Source organism: Microbulbifer sp. MCCC 1A16149, assembly GCF_050368945.1.
Taxonomy (GTDB): Bacteria; Pseudomonadota; Gammaproteobacteria; order Pseudomonadales; family Cellvibrionaceae; genus Microbulbifer.
Genome location: NZ_CP185959.1, coordinates 1,262,736 through 1,278,210, shown reverse-complemented (window position 1 = coordinate 1,278,210; position 15,475 = coordinate 1,262,736). Strand labels below are relative to the sequence as shown.

The following is a 15,475-nucleotide window of genomic DNA, read 5'->3' as shown; positions in this document are numbered from 1 at the left end:
CAGTGTCTGTGTGCCTGGCGAGCTGGCAACGCTATGTTAGTCCCGGGGCGAGACGTTGGAAGCTGACAGACATGAAAGAACAATACGCGCAAATTATCGAAGCCATTGGTGAAGACCTCGATCGTCCGGGTCTGAAAGACACTCCCCTGCGCGCCGCCAAGGCCATGCAGTACCTCACCCGCGGTTATCAGCAGACCCTGGACGAGGTCGTTAATGACGCCCTCTTCCCCTCTGACTGCAGCGAGATGGTACTGGTCAAAGACATCGAACTGTACTCACTGTGTGAACATCACCTGCTGCCATTTATCGGCAAGGCCCATGTGGCCTATATTCCCGATGGCAAAGTAGTGGGCCTGTCCAAGGTGGCGCGCATTGTAGACATGTTTGCCCGCCGTTTGCAGATTCAGGAGCAACTGACTGTGCAAATTGCGCAAACCATCCAGCAGGTAACCGGTGCCGCCGGCGTGGGTGTGATCATCGAAGCGAAACACATGTGCATGATGATGCGCGGCGTGGAAAAGCAGAACTCGGTGATGAAAACCTCTGCCATGCTGGGCTCCTTCCGCAGCCAGCAGGCCACCCGCAACGAGTTCCTGTCCCTGATCCGCTAACCTTCACGTACGCAAGGAGAGTCCGGCAATGCCACATCTGGTGATTGAGTATTCGCAAAAACTGGAAGACAGCATTTCCATCCCCGCCCTGGTCAGCAATGGCCAACAGGCGATGAGCGATACCGGACTCTTCAACGCGGGCGCGATCAAAACCCGCGCCCTGCCCTACCGGGATTTCGTGCTCGGCAAGAGCCACGAGGGTTCCAGCGACCTGTTTATCCACGCGGAAGTGCGAATTCTGGAAGGACGCACATTGAAGCAGAAAGAAGACCTGAGTGCGGCCATCTTCAACTACCTGTGCGAAGCGGCACCGGAAGTGCCGGAAATTTCAGTGGAAATTCGTGAGATGGAAAAGGCGAGCTACTCCAAGCGGGTTCCCTTTTAACCAGGTTCCCTTTTAACCGGGTTAACCTGCTAACCAGTCCCCTCCAGGAACGGCAGAAACCAGTGTGCAATTGCCTCGGCCCCATCCTCCATATGCAGGTGGTGACCGCCGGGAAATTCGCGGATCGTGATATTCGCATGCAACTCCGCCAGCGGACGGATACGCTCGATCATTCCCTGAATCCCGTCCTCACCCAATGCCAGATAAATTGGCATGGTGGCCCGCTCCAGAAAGGCCCGCACCTGCGCCTCATTCAATTTGGCCAGTGAACTGGCCATCAGTTGCGGGTCATTACTCCAGGTGTAGCCCCCCTCACACTGACACACGCCCCGCGCAACCAGGCGCCGGGCAGCGTCATCGGTCAGCTTGAACAGGCCGTTTCTGCGCGCAGCCACCGCCACTTCCAGCGATTCGAACACCTTTGACTTTCGTCCCCGATAACGCGCGCGCTGCTCAATACCCCGGCGCAACGTCTCCGGCGCCTCGGCATCGGTGGTGGGAGGTGGCACCAGCCCATCGATCAGTGCCAGGCGATGTATGCGCTCCGGGAAAGTCGCTGCGGCAATCGTGGAAATAACCGCACCGCGAGAGTGGGCCAGTACGGAGAACGACTCCCACTGCAGGGCATCGGCAATACCGAAAACATCTTCGATTTCCGTCCAGATGTTGTAATTGGCATCCCGGTGACGGTGATAGCTCTGGCCGTGGCCGGCGAGATCCACCGCCACCAGATTGAGGCGATCCAGATACGGGGCCATGGCATCAAAGCTGGCGCAGTTGTCCAGCCAGCCGTGCAGCGCCAGTACTGGCACACCGTCGGGATTACCCCACTGGCGGCCGGCAATGGTGTTGCCCTGGATATCGAGAGTGATTTCGCGCGGAGACTGGTTCATGGGGAATACAGCACTGTCTGACGTTGGCATAAATGCTGACAGCGGCGCCCCGCGACCTCAATGGCCGCAGGGTTCAGATTGAGTGGCCGCGATTTACGGCCGGTGTTGCAGCCATTCCAGCTCGGCGCAGTCCCGCGCCCAGACATCGGCCCTCAGGCAGGCGAGACTGGCAGTGCCCATGGGGTGCTCATTGCCGCTGCCACAGAGACCGTTAACCAGGCTACCGACGAGAGGCTGGTGACTGACAAGCATCATCGGGAACAGGGATTCATCCGCTTGCCCGAGCGCTTCCAGCAAGGCACTTAGCGGGGTTTCGCTGGTGAGCAGCTCCTGAAACTCGATCTCGAGACCGAAAGTCTCGGCGACTATCTTGGCGGTCTGCCGGGTACGCACAAACGGGCTAGCCCAGATGGTTTTCACCTGCGCCAGTTCCGATGCCCGCTCCTTACACACCGCGGCGACCTCCGCACGCCCCTCTTCGGTCAGCGCCCGGGTTTCATCGCTTTTGCTCAAAGGCTCCGCATGGCCATGACGCATGACAAACAACAGCACTACCGTCTCCCGTCAATTCATATACAGCGGACCAAAAGCGACCCGATTACTTGCGCTCACCGGAGGGTTTGTCTTCCCCCTCTGCAGATGCCGTCTCGGTTGCCTCGGCGGTATCCTCTGACGCGTCAGCGCCCAGCTCGATCACGGTTTCATCTTCGGCTTTCTCGGCTTTCTCAGATTTTTTGGCTTTGGCGGATTTGCGCTTCGCGGGCTTTTCTTCTGTCTTTTCCGACTCCACGACGGACTCCGCTTCCGCGGTTGCCTCTTCTGCCTCCGCCGCTACATCGGCTGCCTCTTCGGCAACCTCCGCTTGCTCTTCCTCGGCGATGACTTCGCCATCGAGCTCCTCGGCGCTTTCGTAGGTGGAAAGATCTTCTTCCTCAGACTCGGGCCATTCGGAAAACGGGAACGGCTTCTCTTCGGAGTTGTAAATCAGGAATTGCAGGGTCTGATAGATATAAGAGGCAATCTGGTCACCCAGGCGACGCAGATTGTCATTGGCACCACCGGAGACGATGGCAAACAGGAATTGCGCAATAACCACTGCCAGCATGACAAAGCCGGCAATCTCCAGCAGTACGGCAAACAGCACCATATAAAGCAGGCGCATCCACTGGTTGGAGGAGGTCAGGTTCTGTTTCAGTTCTTCATTACTCATTGGGCGATCACCAGTCCGTTGTTGGGCACCACAAAATGGATTGGCCGGCAGCTGCCGGCCGCGGGTACTACGTTAAAGGGCCGATCATAGATCGGAAAAATGTCAGGGCTGTGGCCACTCCGCAAACGGGAATGGCTTCTCTTCAGTGTTGTAAATCAGGAATTGCAGGATCTGATAAATATAGGATGCAATCTGGTTGCCGAGATGTCGGAGGTTGTCGTTCGGGCCGCCAGATACGATCGAAAACAGGAATTGCAGTACGATCGCGGCGAGCATCACTACCCCGGCGACTTCCAGCAGGATCACAAACAACACCATAAACAGCAACCGCAGCCAGTGGTCGGCAGAGGTGAGATTGTGCTTCAGCTGTTCGTTATTCATGGTACGTCCTATCAGTAGAAATTTTGAGCTGTGCGATTCAGGGCTTGGCCGAATAGGCCACGTCAAACGTCTGCTCGCCAGACATCAGCTCGCGGATGACCGTAGGAATCGGGGTACCTTCAAATAATATGGCGTGAATTGCAGAAACCAAGGGCATGTAGACGCCTAATTCATCGGCTTTCGCCTTAATCAGACGAACGGTGTTTACCCCTTCCGCTACCTGGCCGATCTCAGACACGGCTTCGTCGAGCTTTTTGCCCTTGCCCACCAGGTAACCCACCCGGTAGTTGCGGCTGAGATCGGACGAGCATGTGAGGATCAGGTCGCCGACCCCCGCCAGGCCGATAAACGTCATCGGGTCCGCACCCACCGCCTCGGCAAAGCGCATCATTTCCGCCAGGGCGCGGGTGATCAGCAGGCTGGTGGTGTTCTGCCCCCGCCCCAGAGCCACGGCCATACCGGTGACGATGGCATAAATATTCTTCAGCGCACCCGCCAGCTCTACACCGAATACATCGTTGCTGGAGTAGACGCGGAAAGTCTCGGAATGCAGAACCTTTTGAATGGTGGTGCACAGGGATTCATCTTCACTGGCAATCACCGTCGCGGTGTAGTGGCCGGCGACGACTTCCTTGGCAAAGTTGGGGCCACTCAGCACCCCCACACGCATGCCCTCGGTTTCAGAGCGCAGGATATCGCTCATCAGGTGAAAGCTGTCGTGCTCGACGCCCTTGGTAAGGGAAATCAGCATGGTGCCCGGGTCCAGTACCGGCGCGGCACGGTGCACCACTTCGCGGAAAGATTTACTGGGGATTGCGACAAAGACAATCTGGCAGCCGCAGACGGCCTGCTCCAGGTCCGCCGTTACATTCAGGTCCGGGTGCAGGGCCACGCCCGGCAGGTAGTACTGGTTCTCGCGCTGGGCCATACAGGTGGCCGCACGCTCCGCGTCGCGCATCCACTGACGGGTATCGTGGCCATTGCCGGCAACGATATTCGCGATGGCAGTACCAAAGCTGCCGCCACCGAGGATAGCGATGGATTTACGAGATTCCGGGGCGCTCGAGGATACGTCTCTCTGGGTCATAACACTCTGTGTTGTTTGCTGTGCAGCAGGGGATTATACGGAGCCTCGCGGCGGGGCCCAACGGCTCGGTAACAAATTGGTCATTTTTGCCAAGTTAACCATCAAATACCGCCTGATAACGGCCATTTCGTGCAAAAAACCGGCAAGAAATTGATGAGGGAAATATAGCCCAGAGTACACGGGCTGCGCGGGTATAAGAACCCGGAAACAGACGGGAAGAGTCAGAAAAACGCCCGGCCGGACAGCGCCAGCCGGGCGTTAACGTATCGCTTAGCGATTGAGTTCCAGCAGCAGCGCGTTCAGGCGACGCACGTAATCCGCCGGATCCGCCAGCTGGTTGCCGGCCGCCAGATTGGCCTGGTCCATCAGGATATTGGTGAGATCCGCAAAGCGATCCTCATCCTGCTCCTGGTCCAGGCGCTGCACCAGCGGGTGGCTCGGGTTCAGCTCGAAAATCGGCTTCGCATCCGGCAGGGACTGGCCCGCCTGCTCCAGGATACGGCGCATTTGCAGCCCCATATCGTTGTCGCTGGCCACCAGACACGCCGGGGAGTCCACCAGGCGCGTGGTAGCACGCACGTCTTCCACGCGCGCTTCCAGTACTTCCTTCACACGCTCTACCAGCGCACCGGATTCCTTCTCTACCTTTTCGCGCTCGGCCTTGTCGTCTTCGTTTTCGGCTTCGCCCAGATCCAGCGCGCCCTTGGCCACGTCCTGGAACTGCTTACCGTCAAACTCCTGCATATGGCCGACGAACCACTCATCCACCTGGTCGGTCAGCAACAGTACCTCGATACCTTTCTTGCGGAAGACTTCCAGGTAGGGGGAAGATTTGGCGGTAGCGAAATTATCCGCGCACACGTAGTAAATGTGCTTCTGACCGTCCTTCATGCGGCCCACGTAATCTTCCAGGGACTGGTCCTGCTTGTCGCTGTCGGTGTGGGTGGTGGAGAAGCGCAGCAGCTTGGCGATTTTTTCCTTGTTGGAAAAATCTTCCGCCGGCCCTTCTTTCATCACCGAACCGAACAGGTCCCAGAACTGCTGGTACTGGTCCGCGTCTTTCTTCGCCAGTTTGTCCAGCATATCCAGCACACGCTTGGTCAGCGCACTCTTGATGGCATCGGTGTTCTGGTCTTTCTGCAGGATCTCGCGGGAAACGTTCAGCGGCAGGTCATTGGAGTCCAGCACCCCTTTGACGAAGCGCAGGTACAGCGGCAGGAACTGCTCGGCGTCGTCCATGATGAAAGTGCGCTGTACGTACAGCTTGAGACCGCGGGCGGCATCGCGCTGGTACAGGTCGAACGGCGCGCGCGCGGGGATGTACAGCAGGCTGGTGTAGTCCAGTTTGCCTTCCACACGGTTGTGGCTCCAGGTCAGGGGATCGTCGAAGTCGTGGGAGATGTGCTTGTAGAACTCCTTGTACTCCTCGGATTTCACCTCGGAGCGCGGGCGGGTCCACAGGGCCTGGGCGGCGTTTACCGCTTCAAACTCAGGGGCCTTGTCCTCTTTGCTGTCGTCTTCCCCGGTCGGCGACTCTTCACTCGCCGCAGGCGCTTGCTTCAGCATCTCCACCGGGATGGCGATGTGATCGGAATACTTCTTGATGATGGAGCGCAGGCGCCAGTCGTCGGCGAACTCTTTGGCTTCATCTTTCAGGTGCAGCACCACGCGGGTACCGCGGTTTGGCCATTCGACGTTCTCGACGGCGTACTCGGCTTCACCGCTGCACTCCCAGTGCACACCCTGGCTGGCATCGGAGCCCGCGCGGCGGGTGAAGACGTCCACCTTGTCGGCGACGATAAATGCGGAGTAGAAACCAACCCCGAACTGGCCGATCAGGTGGGCGTCCTTTTTCTGGTCGCCGGTGAGGTTCTGCATAAAGCTGGCGGTGCCGGAACGGGCGATTGTGCCGAGGTTTTCGATCACCTCGTCACGGCTCATGCCGATACCGTTGTCGCTGATGGTGAGGGTGCCGGCGTCCTTGTCGAACTCGATGCGGATACGCAGATCCGGATCTTCCGCCAGCAGTTCCGGCTTGGAGAGGGCTTCAAAACGCAGCTTGTCCGCGGCGTCGGATGCATTGGAAACCAGCTCGCGCAGGAAAATCTCCTTGTTGGAGTACAGCGAGTGGATCATCAGGTGCAGCAGCTGTTTGGCTTCTGTCTGGAAGCCGTGGCTTTCTTTATGCGCCTCAACTGTCATGAATCGGTTCTCCCCTATTTAAATCATCTACAGCAGATCAGGTCAGGAGAGGTGATATTGGGCCACAATCAGCCAATTCAAGCGCTGATTGCGGCCCACCTGTCGGGGAGGGAGTCGTTGGGGAGGTGACGTCTACTTTTTCGCCGCGGCGATCGCCTGGACCAGCTTGCCACGACCGGTGATATCGGCAATGAAATTGCCGGTCAGGTCTGAGATAACGCGAGACTCGGCGTTCATCAGGATCGCGATACCAACCTTGCGCTTCTCGGAGTAAGCCACCGCGGCGCGGAAGCCAGCAACCCAGCCGCCGTGGAAGATGATGCGGTCATCGCCCACGGAGTAAAGCCGCCAGCCGAGGCCGTAACCGGCGTGGTCGATATAGTCACGCCAGATCCGGTGACGCAGGTGGCGGCGGGTTTCCACACGTTCGGTGGTGAGATCATCAATAACGTCGTGGGACAGCACATCCGGGTAGTAGCCCATCTGCGCCTTCAGCCACTGCCCCATATCGCTGATGCTGGCATTCACACCCGCGGCCGGTGCTGCCAGATAGTATTCCTTCTCCACTTTCACCGGGCGCCAGCCGCGCCCGGTCTGCACGTGGGGGGCGGCGCGATTGTTGGCCGCCATAAAGCTCTCCCAACCCAGGGAGGCGTCTTCCATTTCCAGCGGCGTGAAGAAGCGATCCTTGAGCTGGCGACTGTAAGGTACCCCGGTGGCCTTCTGGATCACATCCTCAATCAGACTGAACAGTACATTCTGGTAGCCGTAGCACTTGCCCGGCTTGCAGTGGGGATCGATGGTGGCAAACATCGGCAGGATCTTGGACAGCGGCCGATTGTCTTCCAGGTAATTGTCGTAGGCGTTGGGCGTCAACCCGGAGGAATGGCTCAGCAGGTGCTGCACCTGCAGCTGCATGGACAGCGCCGGCGTCTTGAAGCTGAGCTTGGGCACATAGCGCACCACCTTGTCGCCCCAGCTGAACTTCTGCTCGTGCTCCAGCACCGCAGCCATACTGGCGGCAAAGGTTTTGGACACCGAAGCCAGGCGGAACACCGTGTGGGTAGTGACCTTGGCGTGCTTGCCCTTTACCCGCACCCCGTAGGTATTCATCGCCACCACCTGGTCATGATCGACGATCACGTAGGCGGCACCGGGAATCCCGTGCTGCTCCAGCAACTGGCGGAAGTAGCGATCAAACTCCTTGGCGCTGGCCTGAACATCCTTGCTTACCGCCTTGCCTGCGGTGCGCGCGGTTTTTTCCTGGCGCGCAGCATCTGCCACCGCCTGGCCCGCAGCCAGCAGCGACAACATCGCCAGAAACGGCATCAATCTACCCCGGAGGACCCGGAAACTGCTGGATATACCCTGAATCACCGTGAAAAACACCATGTGCCGTACTGCAGACTGCCCGGCGGCAGCTACCCGTTAAGAGGAAGCGGCCCTGCCGAATATTTGTCGTGGAACTTGTATTAAGACTAGCAGCCCCGGAAAAAATTCTTGGCGATCGCACCTTTTTGCCGGGCCCGCGAACGCCACTTATTCCACACCTCAGCCGCCGGCGCCCGCAGGTCCTGTCGCAGCTGCGCGCACATTGTAATAAAACTGGCACAAACGCGCACTGTTACGCAATTCGTACCCGTCTCCCGTCACAAAACGCCAATGCTCATCGCCCCCCACAGGGCTCGCTTGCAGCAGATTCTGCGGGCACAAAAAAACCGCCTCGCGGCGGTTTTTCGAGCGCTGGAGGGCAGCAACTGCCCTCCTTCACAAACAGGCCTTACAGCTTGTCGGAGTTCTCGCTCAGGTAAGCAGCAACGCCTTCCGGAGAAGCGTTCATGCCTTTGTCACCTTCCTGCCAGCCAGCCGGGCAAACTTCGCCGTGCTCCTGGTGGAACGCCAGCGCGTCAACCATGCGCAGCATTTCGTCAACGTTACGGCCCAGCGGCAGATCGTTTACTACCTGGTGACGAACAACACCTTCTTCGTCGATCAGGAAGGAACCACGGAAAGCAACACCGCCTTCGGACTCAACGTCGTAGGCCTGGCAGATTTCGTGCTTGGTGTCGGCAACCAGGGTGTACTTGACCGGACCGATGCCGCCATCGTTCACCGGGGTGTTACGCCAGGCGTTGTGGGAGAACTGGGAATCGATGGAAACACCGATAACCTCTACACCGCGCTTCTGGAACTCTTCCAGGCGGTGATCGAAGGCGATCAGCTCAGACGGGCATACAAAGGTGAAGTCCAGCGGGTAGAAGAAGATAACCGCTTTCTTGCCCTTGATGGTTTCCGCCAGGTTGTAGGTGTCAACGATCTCGCCGGTGCCCAGTACTGCAGCTGCAGTGAAATCCGGAGCGGGCTTGCCTACTAATACGGCCATGAGAACCTCCTCAATGAGATATATGATTTACTATGGAATTGTTCAATTTATAACCTTCGGCTATAGATTGATAAAAGCTTGATAGGGGGCCGCTATGATACACAGGCGCCTATGCCAGTCCCATTAAATTTTTATATAAAGGCGATAGCAGGCGCCACACCCCCTCCCACCGCAGACACCGCCATTTCAGCCCCGTTTTCACGCAACAAATGCAATCGACCAGCGAGTCAGGCAAACCACTACTGACTGCGCGATCAACAACTAGAATATTTACTGAACAACCGAAGAATCTTATTGACACTTATTCTCATTAACAATAAGATCACTCGCACGTTTCATTGAACATTGATTTTTGCGCCAGGGTTACCCGCGATGTACGTATGTATCTGTAAAGGCATCACCGACAGCCAGATTAAGGAAGCCGTCTACGACGGATCTACTTCCGTGAAAGCCCTGCGCCGCCATCTCGGTGTTTCCTCTCAGTGTGGCCGCTGTGCCGAGCTGACCCAGGAAATCATCGACGAGACCATGACCGCCGGTGTTATGGCGAGCGCCAACAGCGCCCTCTTCTATTCCGCGGGCTAAGTCGCTTCCGTACAGACACGGATCTGAAACGCACGACGCGCCCCTGAAGGCACCGATCTCTCCGGTGCCTTTTTATTTTCTCCAAACCAAACCGTACTTATCCCCACTGCCTGTCTCTGGCAACTCTCTGGCAACCCCGCAGCCCTGACCTATCTTTAAAGCCACTGCCGCAAAGTCACTGCCGGCTATCGCTTGCCAATTGTTCCGGGGCGTCATGAGACAACAGCTGCTGCATCTTTCCGAACGCCTGCGCGCCAGCTTCTGGGTGATCCCGGCGTTGATGATGATCGCCGCGATTATCCTGGCGCAGGCGTTCCTCGCCATCGACCAGCGCTGGGATATTCACCATATTCCCGGCCTGAGCTGGCTGCGCCTGCGCGACCCGGACAGTGCCCGCGCCCTGCTCTCCACCATCGCCGGCTCCACCATTACCGTCGCCGGTACGGTTTTTTCCATCACCACCGTGGCGCTGACCCTCGCCTCCAACCAGTTTGGGCCCCGCCTGGTACGCAACTTTATCCGCGACCGCCGCACTCAGGTTTCGCTGGGGATATTCCTTTCGACCTTTGTGTACGCGCTGCTGGTCATGCGCGGTGTCGACGCCCGCGGACCAGACAACCGCCAGACCCTGGTGGTGAGCTTCGCCCTGTTGCTGGCGCTGGCGTGTATCGCCTACCTTATTTACTTCATTCACAACGTCGCCCAGTCGATCCAGGTCGACAACATTACGTTTCAGATCAATAAGGAGTTCCGCAGTGCGCTGGACGCGATCTACCCGACGGAAGAGTGCAGGGATCCGCGCAATCACCGCAAGGATCTGCGCGAGGTCAATCTAGGCGAGGACTGTATCTGTGTACCAGCAAAAAGCGGGGGATACGTGCAACGTATCGATCGCCAGAAACTGATCGACTGGGCCACGGAACACCATTGCAGTATTCGTATGGAATGCCACCCGGGTACCTTCCTTTTTCACTGGAGCTGTGTCGCACGGGTTTTTGATCCACCGCGGGAGATCGACAGCAAGCGTATCTCCGACGCCATTCAGGGTGCCATCACCCTGGGACCGCAGCCAACCGCGGAACAGGATGTCATTTTTTCCGTACGCCAGCTGGCACAGATCGCGGTGCGCGCCCTGTCTCCCGGCATCAACGACCCGTTTACCGCTTACACCTGTATCGACAGGCTCATCGATGGTATCGGCGTCATCCTGCAGCGCCCGCCCCTGCCAAACTGCTTCTACGACGATGAAGAAACCTTGCGCCTGGTGACCAGCGAACTGGATTTTGCCGATGTGCTGGCGGCGGCACTGGATGAAATCCGCGAGTACGGTCGCGATAGCGGCGTGGTGATGCGCCACCTGCTGAACTCGCTCAATGCACTGGCGGAGCTCTGCACCCAACGGGAGGACCGCCACGCAATGAAATTTCTGATCCAGCGGTTGATGGAAGACTGCGCAAACAGCGTCGATGACAAATTCGATAACACCGCCCTGCAGAAACAGCTTTCCGCCATGCGAAAAAACCTGAGCTGACGCCTCAACTGCCTCAAGACCTGCGACTCCACGAACAATCTAAACGGCAATCGTTCTCGTTGTAGTTTTCTGCCTTTTTCCCGTTAATTTTCCCGCTTTTTTCACGCAAGATCGCCGACATTCGGCGCTTGACTTGTGGTTTTCTGCAACGCAAACTCCCTCCAATCTCGCGCGGCGACTCTACAATTTCAAAGGTGCCCAACTATTGGTACCGACCGAGTTTTCGCGGCCGATTAATTGATTACCGACAAATACCAATTAATAAAATCCCGCACAGGACACAGCCATCCGGCTCAAGGAGACAACCATGAAGGGCGATCCCAAAGTCATCGAACATCTGAACAAAGCACTGGGTAATGAACTCATCGCCATCAACCAGTACTTCCTGCACTCGCGCATGTTCAAAGACTGGGGCCTCAAGGAACTGGCCGACAAGGAATATCACGAGTCCATCGATGAGATGAAACACGCCGACTGGCTGATCGAGCGTATCCTGTTCCTGGAAGGCATTCCCAACCTGCAACACCTGGGCAAGCTGCTTATCGGTGAGAACACCGAGGAAATGCTCAAGTGCGACCTGAAGCTGGAGCAGAAAGCCATTCCAGACCTGCGCGACGGCATCGCCTACTGTGAATCCGTACGCGACTACGGCAGCCGCGAGCTGCTGGAAAAAATCCTCGATTCTGAAGAAGAGCACGTGGACTGGCTGGAAACCCAGCTGAGCCTGATCGACAAGGTGGGCATCCAGAATTACCTGCAGACCCAGATGGCCAGCGCCTCGGAAGAATAACGCCGAGCTGCAGCAGCCAGCCTGCTACCGAAAGCCCGGAAGAAATTCCGGGCATAAAAAAACCGCGGTCAATGCCGCGGTTTTTTTGTGGGCCGGGAGAGTGAATCACTCGCCTTCGCCAGCACCCTTGGACGCTTCTTCGATCAGGGTCTTCAGCTCGCCGCTCTCATGCATTTCCATGATGATGTCGCAGCCACCGACCAGCTCCTGCTTTACCCACAGCTGCGGGAAAGTCGGCCAGTTGGCGTACTTCGGCAGTTCCTGGCGGATATCCGGGTTGGACAGTACATCCACATAGGCGAAGCGCTGACCGCAGGCCATCACGGCCTGGGATGCGCGCATGGAAAAGCCGCACTGGGGCGCGTTCGGGCTGCCCTTCATATAAAGCAGAATGTCGTTGTCGGCGATCTGCTGCTTGATGTTTTCCAGAGTATCCATAGTGGAAGCAAACCTCGGGTTGGGAAATTTCCGGCACAGGCGCTCGGCGCCAATCCGTCTCGAAAGCGCGCATTGTACCCGATTCCGCCCCGCGCGCACGCCTCGGAGGTGGTACTACCCCCTATCGACTTTAGGATTAACAGGCCCTATATTGGCCGGCTTCCCGGGAAAAGCGCGGTCAGATTACGTCAAAGACGTATTTTCTGCGGTTTCCCAATCCATGGCCCACTTACAGAGGAGATTTAACGTGGCCAGTCCCGCATTAATGCAAAACTACGGTAACAGAACCCTGACCCTGGTCAGAGGTGAAGGCAACTACCTGTGGGACGACAGTGACCGACGTTATCTCGACGCCCTCTCCGGAATTGCCGTGTGCGGCCTCGGCCACTGCCACCCGGCAGTCACCCTGGCCATCCAGGAGCAGGCCAACACCCTGCTGCACGTGTCCAATCTGTACAACATCCCGCCCCAGGAGCAACTGGCCGAAAAGCTGGTATCCCTGTCGGGTATGGACAACGTGTTTTTCTCCAATTCCGGCGCAGAGGCCAACGAGGCAGCCATCAAACTGGCGCGCAAGCTCGGCAACGAGCGCGGCCTGGCCTGCCCCAAGATTATTGTGACCGAAGGTGCGTTCCACGGTCGCACCCTCGCCACCCTCACCGCCACCGGCAACCCCAAGGTACAACAGGGCTTCGCGCCGCTGCCGGAAGGCTTCCTGCGCGTCCCGTACAATGATGTCGCGGCCATCGAGCAATTGATCGACACGCACAACGACATCGTCGCCATCCTGGTAGAACCGGTGCAGGGCGAAGGCGGTATCCGCATTCCCGATGCCGATTACCTGCCGCGCCTGCGCAAACTGTGTGACCAACAGGACTGGCTGCTGATGCTGGACGAAATCCAGACCGCCAACGGCCGCAGCGGCAAGCTGTTCGCCTACCAGCACTGCGACGGCCTGCTGCCGGATGTGGTCACCACCGCCAAGGGGCTGGGCAATGGCGTGCCCATCGGCGCCTGCCTGGCGCGCGGCAAGGCCGCAGAACTGTTTTCCGCTGGCAGCCACGGCTCCACCTTTGGTGGCAACCCGCTGGCCTGCCGCGCCGCCCTCGCCGTACTGGATACCCTGGAAAGCGAGTGGCTGATCGAACGCGCGCAACAGCTGGGCACCCAACTGCTGGACCAGCTGGGTAGCGAACTGGCGGGCTGCGCCCACGTAAAAGAGATCCGCGGCCTCGGCCTGCTGATCGGTATTGAACTCGACCGCCCCTGTGGCGAACTGGTGGATCTGGCGCGCGCGCAAGGCCTGTTGATCAATGTCACCGCCGGCAATGTAGTACGCCTGCTGCCGCCGCTGACCCTGACCGACGCCGAGTGCAGCCAGATCTCCACCACTGTCGCCGCCCTGGTGCGCGACTTCGCCCAACAGGCCGCCTGACCTACGGAGGAATAACCCATGGCAGTCAGACATTTTCTTACCCTCCTGGACCTGAGCAAGGAAGAGCTGCACGGTATTATTGAGCGCGCGATCGAGCTCAAGGCCCTGCGCAACCAGGGTGTGGCCAGCGAGCCGTTCCGCAACAAGGTGCTGGGGATGATTTTCGAAAAATCCTCCACCCGCACCCGGGTTTCCTTTGAAGCCGGTATGGCACAGATGGGCGGCAGCGCCCTGTTCCTGTCCCCCCGCGACACCCAGCTTGGCCGCGGCGAACCCATCGAAGACAGTGCGCGGGTCATCTCGCGCATGGTGGACATGGTGATGATCCGCACTTTCGGCCACAACGTGCTGGAGCGCTTTGCCGAATACAGCAAGGTGCCGGTGATCAACGCGCTGTCCGACAGCTACCACCCCTGCCAGCTGCTGGCGGACCTGCAGACCTATGTCGAGCACCGCGGCAGCCCCGAAGGCAAAGTGGTGACCTGGGTCGGCGACGGCAACAACATGTGTCACTCCTATATTAATGCTGCACGTCAGTACGACTTCGAGCTGCGCATTGCCTGCCCGGAAGGATACGACCCGGACGAGAGCATTGTGGCCGCCGCCGGCGACCGCGTTTCCATTTTGCGCAACCCGGTGGATGCGGTGCGCGGTTCTGACTGGGTTGCCACCGACGTATGGGCCTCCATGGGTCAGGAAACCGAACAGCAGCTTCGCCTGAAAGCATTTGAAGGCTTCCTCGTCGACCACGAGCTGATGAGCCACGCCAACAGCGACGCCGTGTTCATGCACTGCCTGCCCGCCCACCGCGGCGAGGAAGTCAGCGGCGAGCTGCTGGAAGACGACAAGATCTCGGTGGTCTGGGACGAGGCGGAAAACCGCCTGCACGCACAGAAAGCCCTGATGGAGTTCCTGCAGGACAGCAGCAACTGATATCGCGCCCCGTGCGCGGCGGGGCGATATCCACAAAGGGCGCCGGAAGCCACCATTCTGGCGCCCTTTTTTACTTCCAGACCGGTAAAAGGCGAGCGCCCACAAACGGCGCGCGGCAGGCGGGAAAATGCACCACTTTCCGGCAACCGGATTGACCAGCAGGTGCCGGTTTGATCAGGGAATAATCAACCGCATTTTGTTATTGCCCCGCTTAATTTGAGACCTGTTTACTATTAAAAAATATTCTTAAAACGGCCCACAGCCCCTACCCCCTGTTCACTTTTTATACCCGGCCAGTAATGGCGGGCGCTGGCGAGGGGAAAAATCCACGTCGCCCCTGCTACCCACACTTTATCCACAAGTAACCCCAAAGTTATCCGCCTTGAATTAGCCCCTCAATCGCATTATCTTGTTGCTCATCCGAGGTCATACCCCAACATATAGGGTTCTGGCAGAAAAAAGGGACTAATATCCCCAGGGAAGCCGGCGCACCGCGCCCCCACCGAACCACAATATGTTGTGTTTGCCCTCGTCCGTACCAACAAGCTTCAAGCTGAAGCCAGCCCACAGGCTGGCGCCGGAACGGTGGATAAGTTCGCGCGAATGCAGTC

Annotated in this window: 16 protein-coding genes; 7 read left to right on the top strand and 9 right to left on the bottom strand. The window is 58.2% G+C overall.

The genetic code is table 11. The features are described from left to right. The first annotated feature begins 71 nt into the window (after positions 1-71). Positions 72-611 carry a GTP cyclohydrolase I FolE gene (gene folE / locus ACONT6_RS05345; protein WP_078085435.1) on the top strand — a complete coding sequence of 180 codons (540 nt, stop codon included), beginning with the start codon at positions 72-74 and terminating at the stop codon, positions 609-611. Between the two features lie 28 nt (positions 612-639). Continuing rightward, entirely contained in the window at positions 640-996 is a 357-nt protein-coding gene (locus tag ACONT6_RS05340; RefSeq protein ID WP_428820747.1) for a 5-carboxymethyl-2-hydroxymuconate Delta-isomerase, read from the top strand. 29 nt (positions 997-1,025) lie between these two features. Here ACONT6_RS05340 and ACONT6_RS05335 read toward each other — a convergent pair whose 3' ends face one another. The 8 genes from ACONT6_RS05335 to ACONT6_RS05300 form a co-directional block, all read right to left on the bottom strand. After that, positions 1,026-1,889: an alpha/beta fold hydrolase gene (locus ACONT6_RS05335; protein ID WP_428820746.1), complete on the bottom strand. Its 864-nt coding sequence runs from the start codon at positions 1,887-1,889 to the stop codon at positions 1,026-1,028. A gap of 93 nt (positions 1,890-1,982) precedes the next feature. Further along, positions 1,983-2,441, bottom strand: a complete 459-nt coding sequence (gene sixA / locus ACONT6_RS05330) for a phosphohistidine phosphatase SixA (protein WP_428820745.1) — start codon at positions 2,439-2,441, stop codon at positions 1,983-1,985. 46 nt (positions 2,442-2,487) lie between these two features. Beyond that, on the bottom strand, positions 2,488-3,099 hold the full coding sequence (locus tag ACONT6_RS05325) for a DUF4389 domain-containing protein (RefSeq protein WP_428820744.1): 612 nt from the start codon (positions 3,097-3,099) through the stop codon (positions 2,488-2,490). A 102-nt stretch (positions 3,100-3,201) separates the two neighbouring features. After that, positions 3,202-3,480, bottom strand: a complete 279-nt coding sequence (locus ACONT6_RS05320) for a DUF4389 domain-containing protein (RefSeq protein ID WP_428820743.1) — start codon at positions 3,478-3,480, stop codon at positions 3,202-3,204. A gap of 37 nt (positions 3,481-3,517) precedes the next feature. Beyond that, positions 3,518-4,567 carry an NAD(P)H-dependent glycerol-3-phosphate dehydrogenase gene (locus ACONT6_RS05315; protein WP_428820742.1) on the bottom strand — a complete coding sequence of 350 codons (1,050 nt, stop codon included), beginning with the start codon at positions 4,565-4,567 and terminating at the stop codon, positions 3,518-3,520. Between the two features lie 270 nt (positions 4,568-4,837). Continuing rightward, entirely contained in the window at positions 4,838-6,769 is a 1,932-nt protein-coding gene (htpG, locus tag ACONT6_RS05310; RefSeq protein WP_428820741.1) for a molecular chaperone HtpG, read from the bottom strand. Positions 6,770-6,901: 132 nt separating this feature from the next. Beyond that, the gene (locus ACONT6_RS05305) at positions 6,902-8,098 is read right to left on the bottom strand and encodes a serine hydrolase domain-containing protein (RefSeq protein WP_428820740.1); all 1,197 of its coding nucleotides are present in this window, start codon (positions 8,096-8,098) and stop codon (positions 6,902-6,904) included. A 451-nt stretch (positions 8,099-8,549) separates the two neighbouring features. Then, positions 8,550-9,152: a peroxiredoxin gene (locus ACONT6_RS05300; RefSeq protein WP_078085443.1), complete on the bottom strand. Its 603-nt coding sequence runs from the start codon at positions 9,150-9,152 to the stop codon at positions 8,550-8,552. Between the two features lie 372 nt (positions 9,153-9,524). On the opposite strand from ACONT6_RS05300, the gene ACONT6_RS05295 reads away from it, so the two are divergent. The 3 genes from ACONT6_RS05295 to bfr all read left to right on the top strand — a co-directional run bounded on the left by ACONT6_RS05295 (position 9,525) and on the right by bfr (position 12,058). Then, positions 9,525-9,737 carry a bacterioferritin-associated ferredoxin gene (locus tag ACONT6_RS05295; RefSeq protein ID WP_078085444.1) on the top strand — a complete coding sequence of 71 codons (213 nt, stop codon included), beginning with the start codon at positions 9,525-9,527 and terminating at the stop codon, positions 9,735-9,737. A gap of 214 nt (positions 9,738-9,951) precedes the next feature. Continuing rightward, entirely contained in the window at positions 9,952-11,268 is a 1,317-nt protein-coding gene (locus ACONT6_RS05290; protein ID WP_428820739.1) for a DUF2254 domain-containing protein, read from the top strand. 307 nt (positions 11,269-11,575) lie between these two features. Then, on the top strand, positions 11,576-12,058 hold the full coding sequence (bfr, locus tag ACONT6_RS05285; protein ID WP_181253712.1) for a bacterioferritin: 483 nt from the start codon (positions 11,576-11,578) through the stop codon (positions 12,056-12,058). 105 nt (positions 12,059-12,163) lie between these two features. Here the strand turns inward: bfr and grxD are convergent, their stop codons facing one another. Continuing rightward, positions 12,164-12,496 carry a Grx4 family monothiol glutaredoxin gene (grxD, locus tag ACONT6_RS05280; protein WP_078085447.1) on the bottom strand — a complete coding sequence of 111 codons (333 nt, stop codon included), beginning with the start codon at positions 12,494-12,496 and terminating at the stop codon, positions 12,164-12,166. A 247-nt stretch (positions 12,497-12,743) separates the two neighbouring features. On the opposite strand from grxD, the gene ACONT6_RS05275 reads away from it, so the two are divergent. Continuing rightward, positions 12,744-13,931, top strand: coding sequence for an aspartate aminotransferase family protein (locus ACONT6_RS05275; RefSeq protein ID WP_428820738.1), 1,188 nt, complete (start codon positions 12,744-12,746; stop codon positions 13,929-13,931). An 18-nt stretch (positions 13,932-13,949) separates the two neighbouring features. Further along, positions 13,950-14,864: an ornithine carbamoyltransferase gene (argF, locus tag ACONT6_RS05270; protein ID WP_181253713.1), complete on the top strand. Its 915-nt coding sequence runs from the start codon at positions 13,950-13,952 to the stop codon at positions 14,862-14,864. Positions 14,865-15,475 lie beyond the last annotated feature (611 nt).

Coding starts and splice junctions, on each gene's coding strand:
- ACONT6_RS05335 (WP_428820746.1), bottom strand. CDS start 1,889: ATGAACCAGTCTCCGCGCGAAATCACTCTCGATATCCAGGGCAACACC.
- ACONT6_RS05300 (WP_078085443.1), bottom strand. CDS start 9,152: ATGGCCGTATTAGTAGGCAAGCCCGCTCCGGATTTCACTGCAGCTGCA.
- folE (WP_078085435.1), top strand. CDS start 72: ATGAAAGAACAATACGCGCAAATTATCGAAGCCATTGGTGAAGACCTC.
- grxD (WP_078085447.1), bottom strand. CDS start 12,496: ATGGATACTCTGGAAAACATCAAGCAGCAGATCGCCGACAACGACATT.
- ACONT6_RS05315 (WP_428820742.1), bottom strand. CDS start 4,567: ATGACCCAGAGAGACGTATCCTCGAGCGCCCCGGAATCTCGTAAATCC.
- bfr (WP_181253712.1), top strand. CDS start 11,576: ATGAAGGGCGATCCCAAAGTCATCGAACATCTGAACAAAGCACTGGGT.
- ACONT6_RS05325 (WP_428820744.1), bottom strand. CDS start 3,099: ATGAGTAATGAAGAACTGAAACAGAACCTGACCTCCTCCAACCAGTGG.
- ACONT6_RS05305 (WP_428820740.1), bottom strand. CDS start 8,098: ATGCCGTTTCTGGCGATGTTGTCGCTGCTGGCTGCGGGCCAGGCGGTG.
- htpG (WP_428820741.1), bottom strand. CDS start 6,769: ATGACAGTTGAGGCGCATAAAGAAAGCCACGGCTTCCAGACAGAAGCC.
- ACONT6_RS05320 (WP_428820743.1), bottom strand. CDS start 3,480: ATGAATAACGAACAGCTGAAGCACAATCTCACCTCTGCCGACCACTGG.
- ACONT6_RS05290 (WP_428820739.1), top strand. CDS start 9,952: ATGAGACAACAGCTGCTGCATCTTTCCGAACGCCTGCGCGCCAGCTTC.
- ACONT6_RS05340 (WP_428820747.1), top strand. CDS start 640: ATGCCACATCTGGTGATTGAGTATTCGCAAAAACTGGAAGACAGCATT.
- ACONT6_RS05295 (WP_078085444.1), top strand. CDS start 9,525: ATGTACGTATGTATCTGTAAAGGCATCACCGACAGCCAGATTAAGGAA.
- argF (WP_181253713.1), top strand. CDS start 13,950: ATGGCAGTCAGACATTTTCTTACCCTCCTGGACCTGAGCAAGGAAGAG.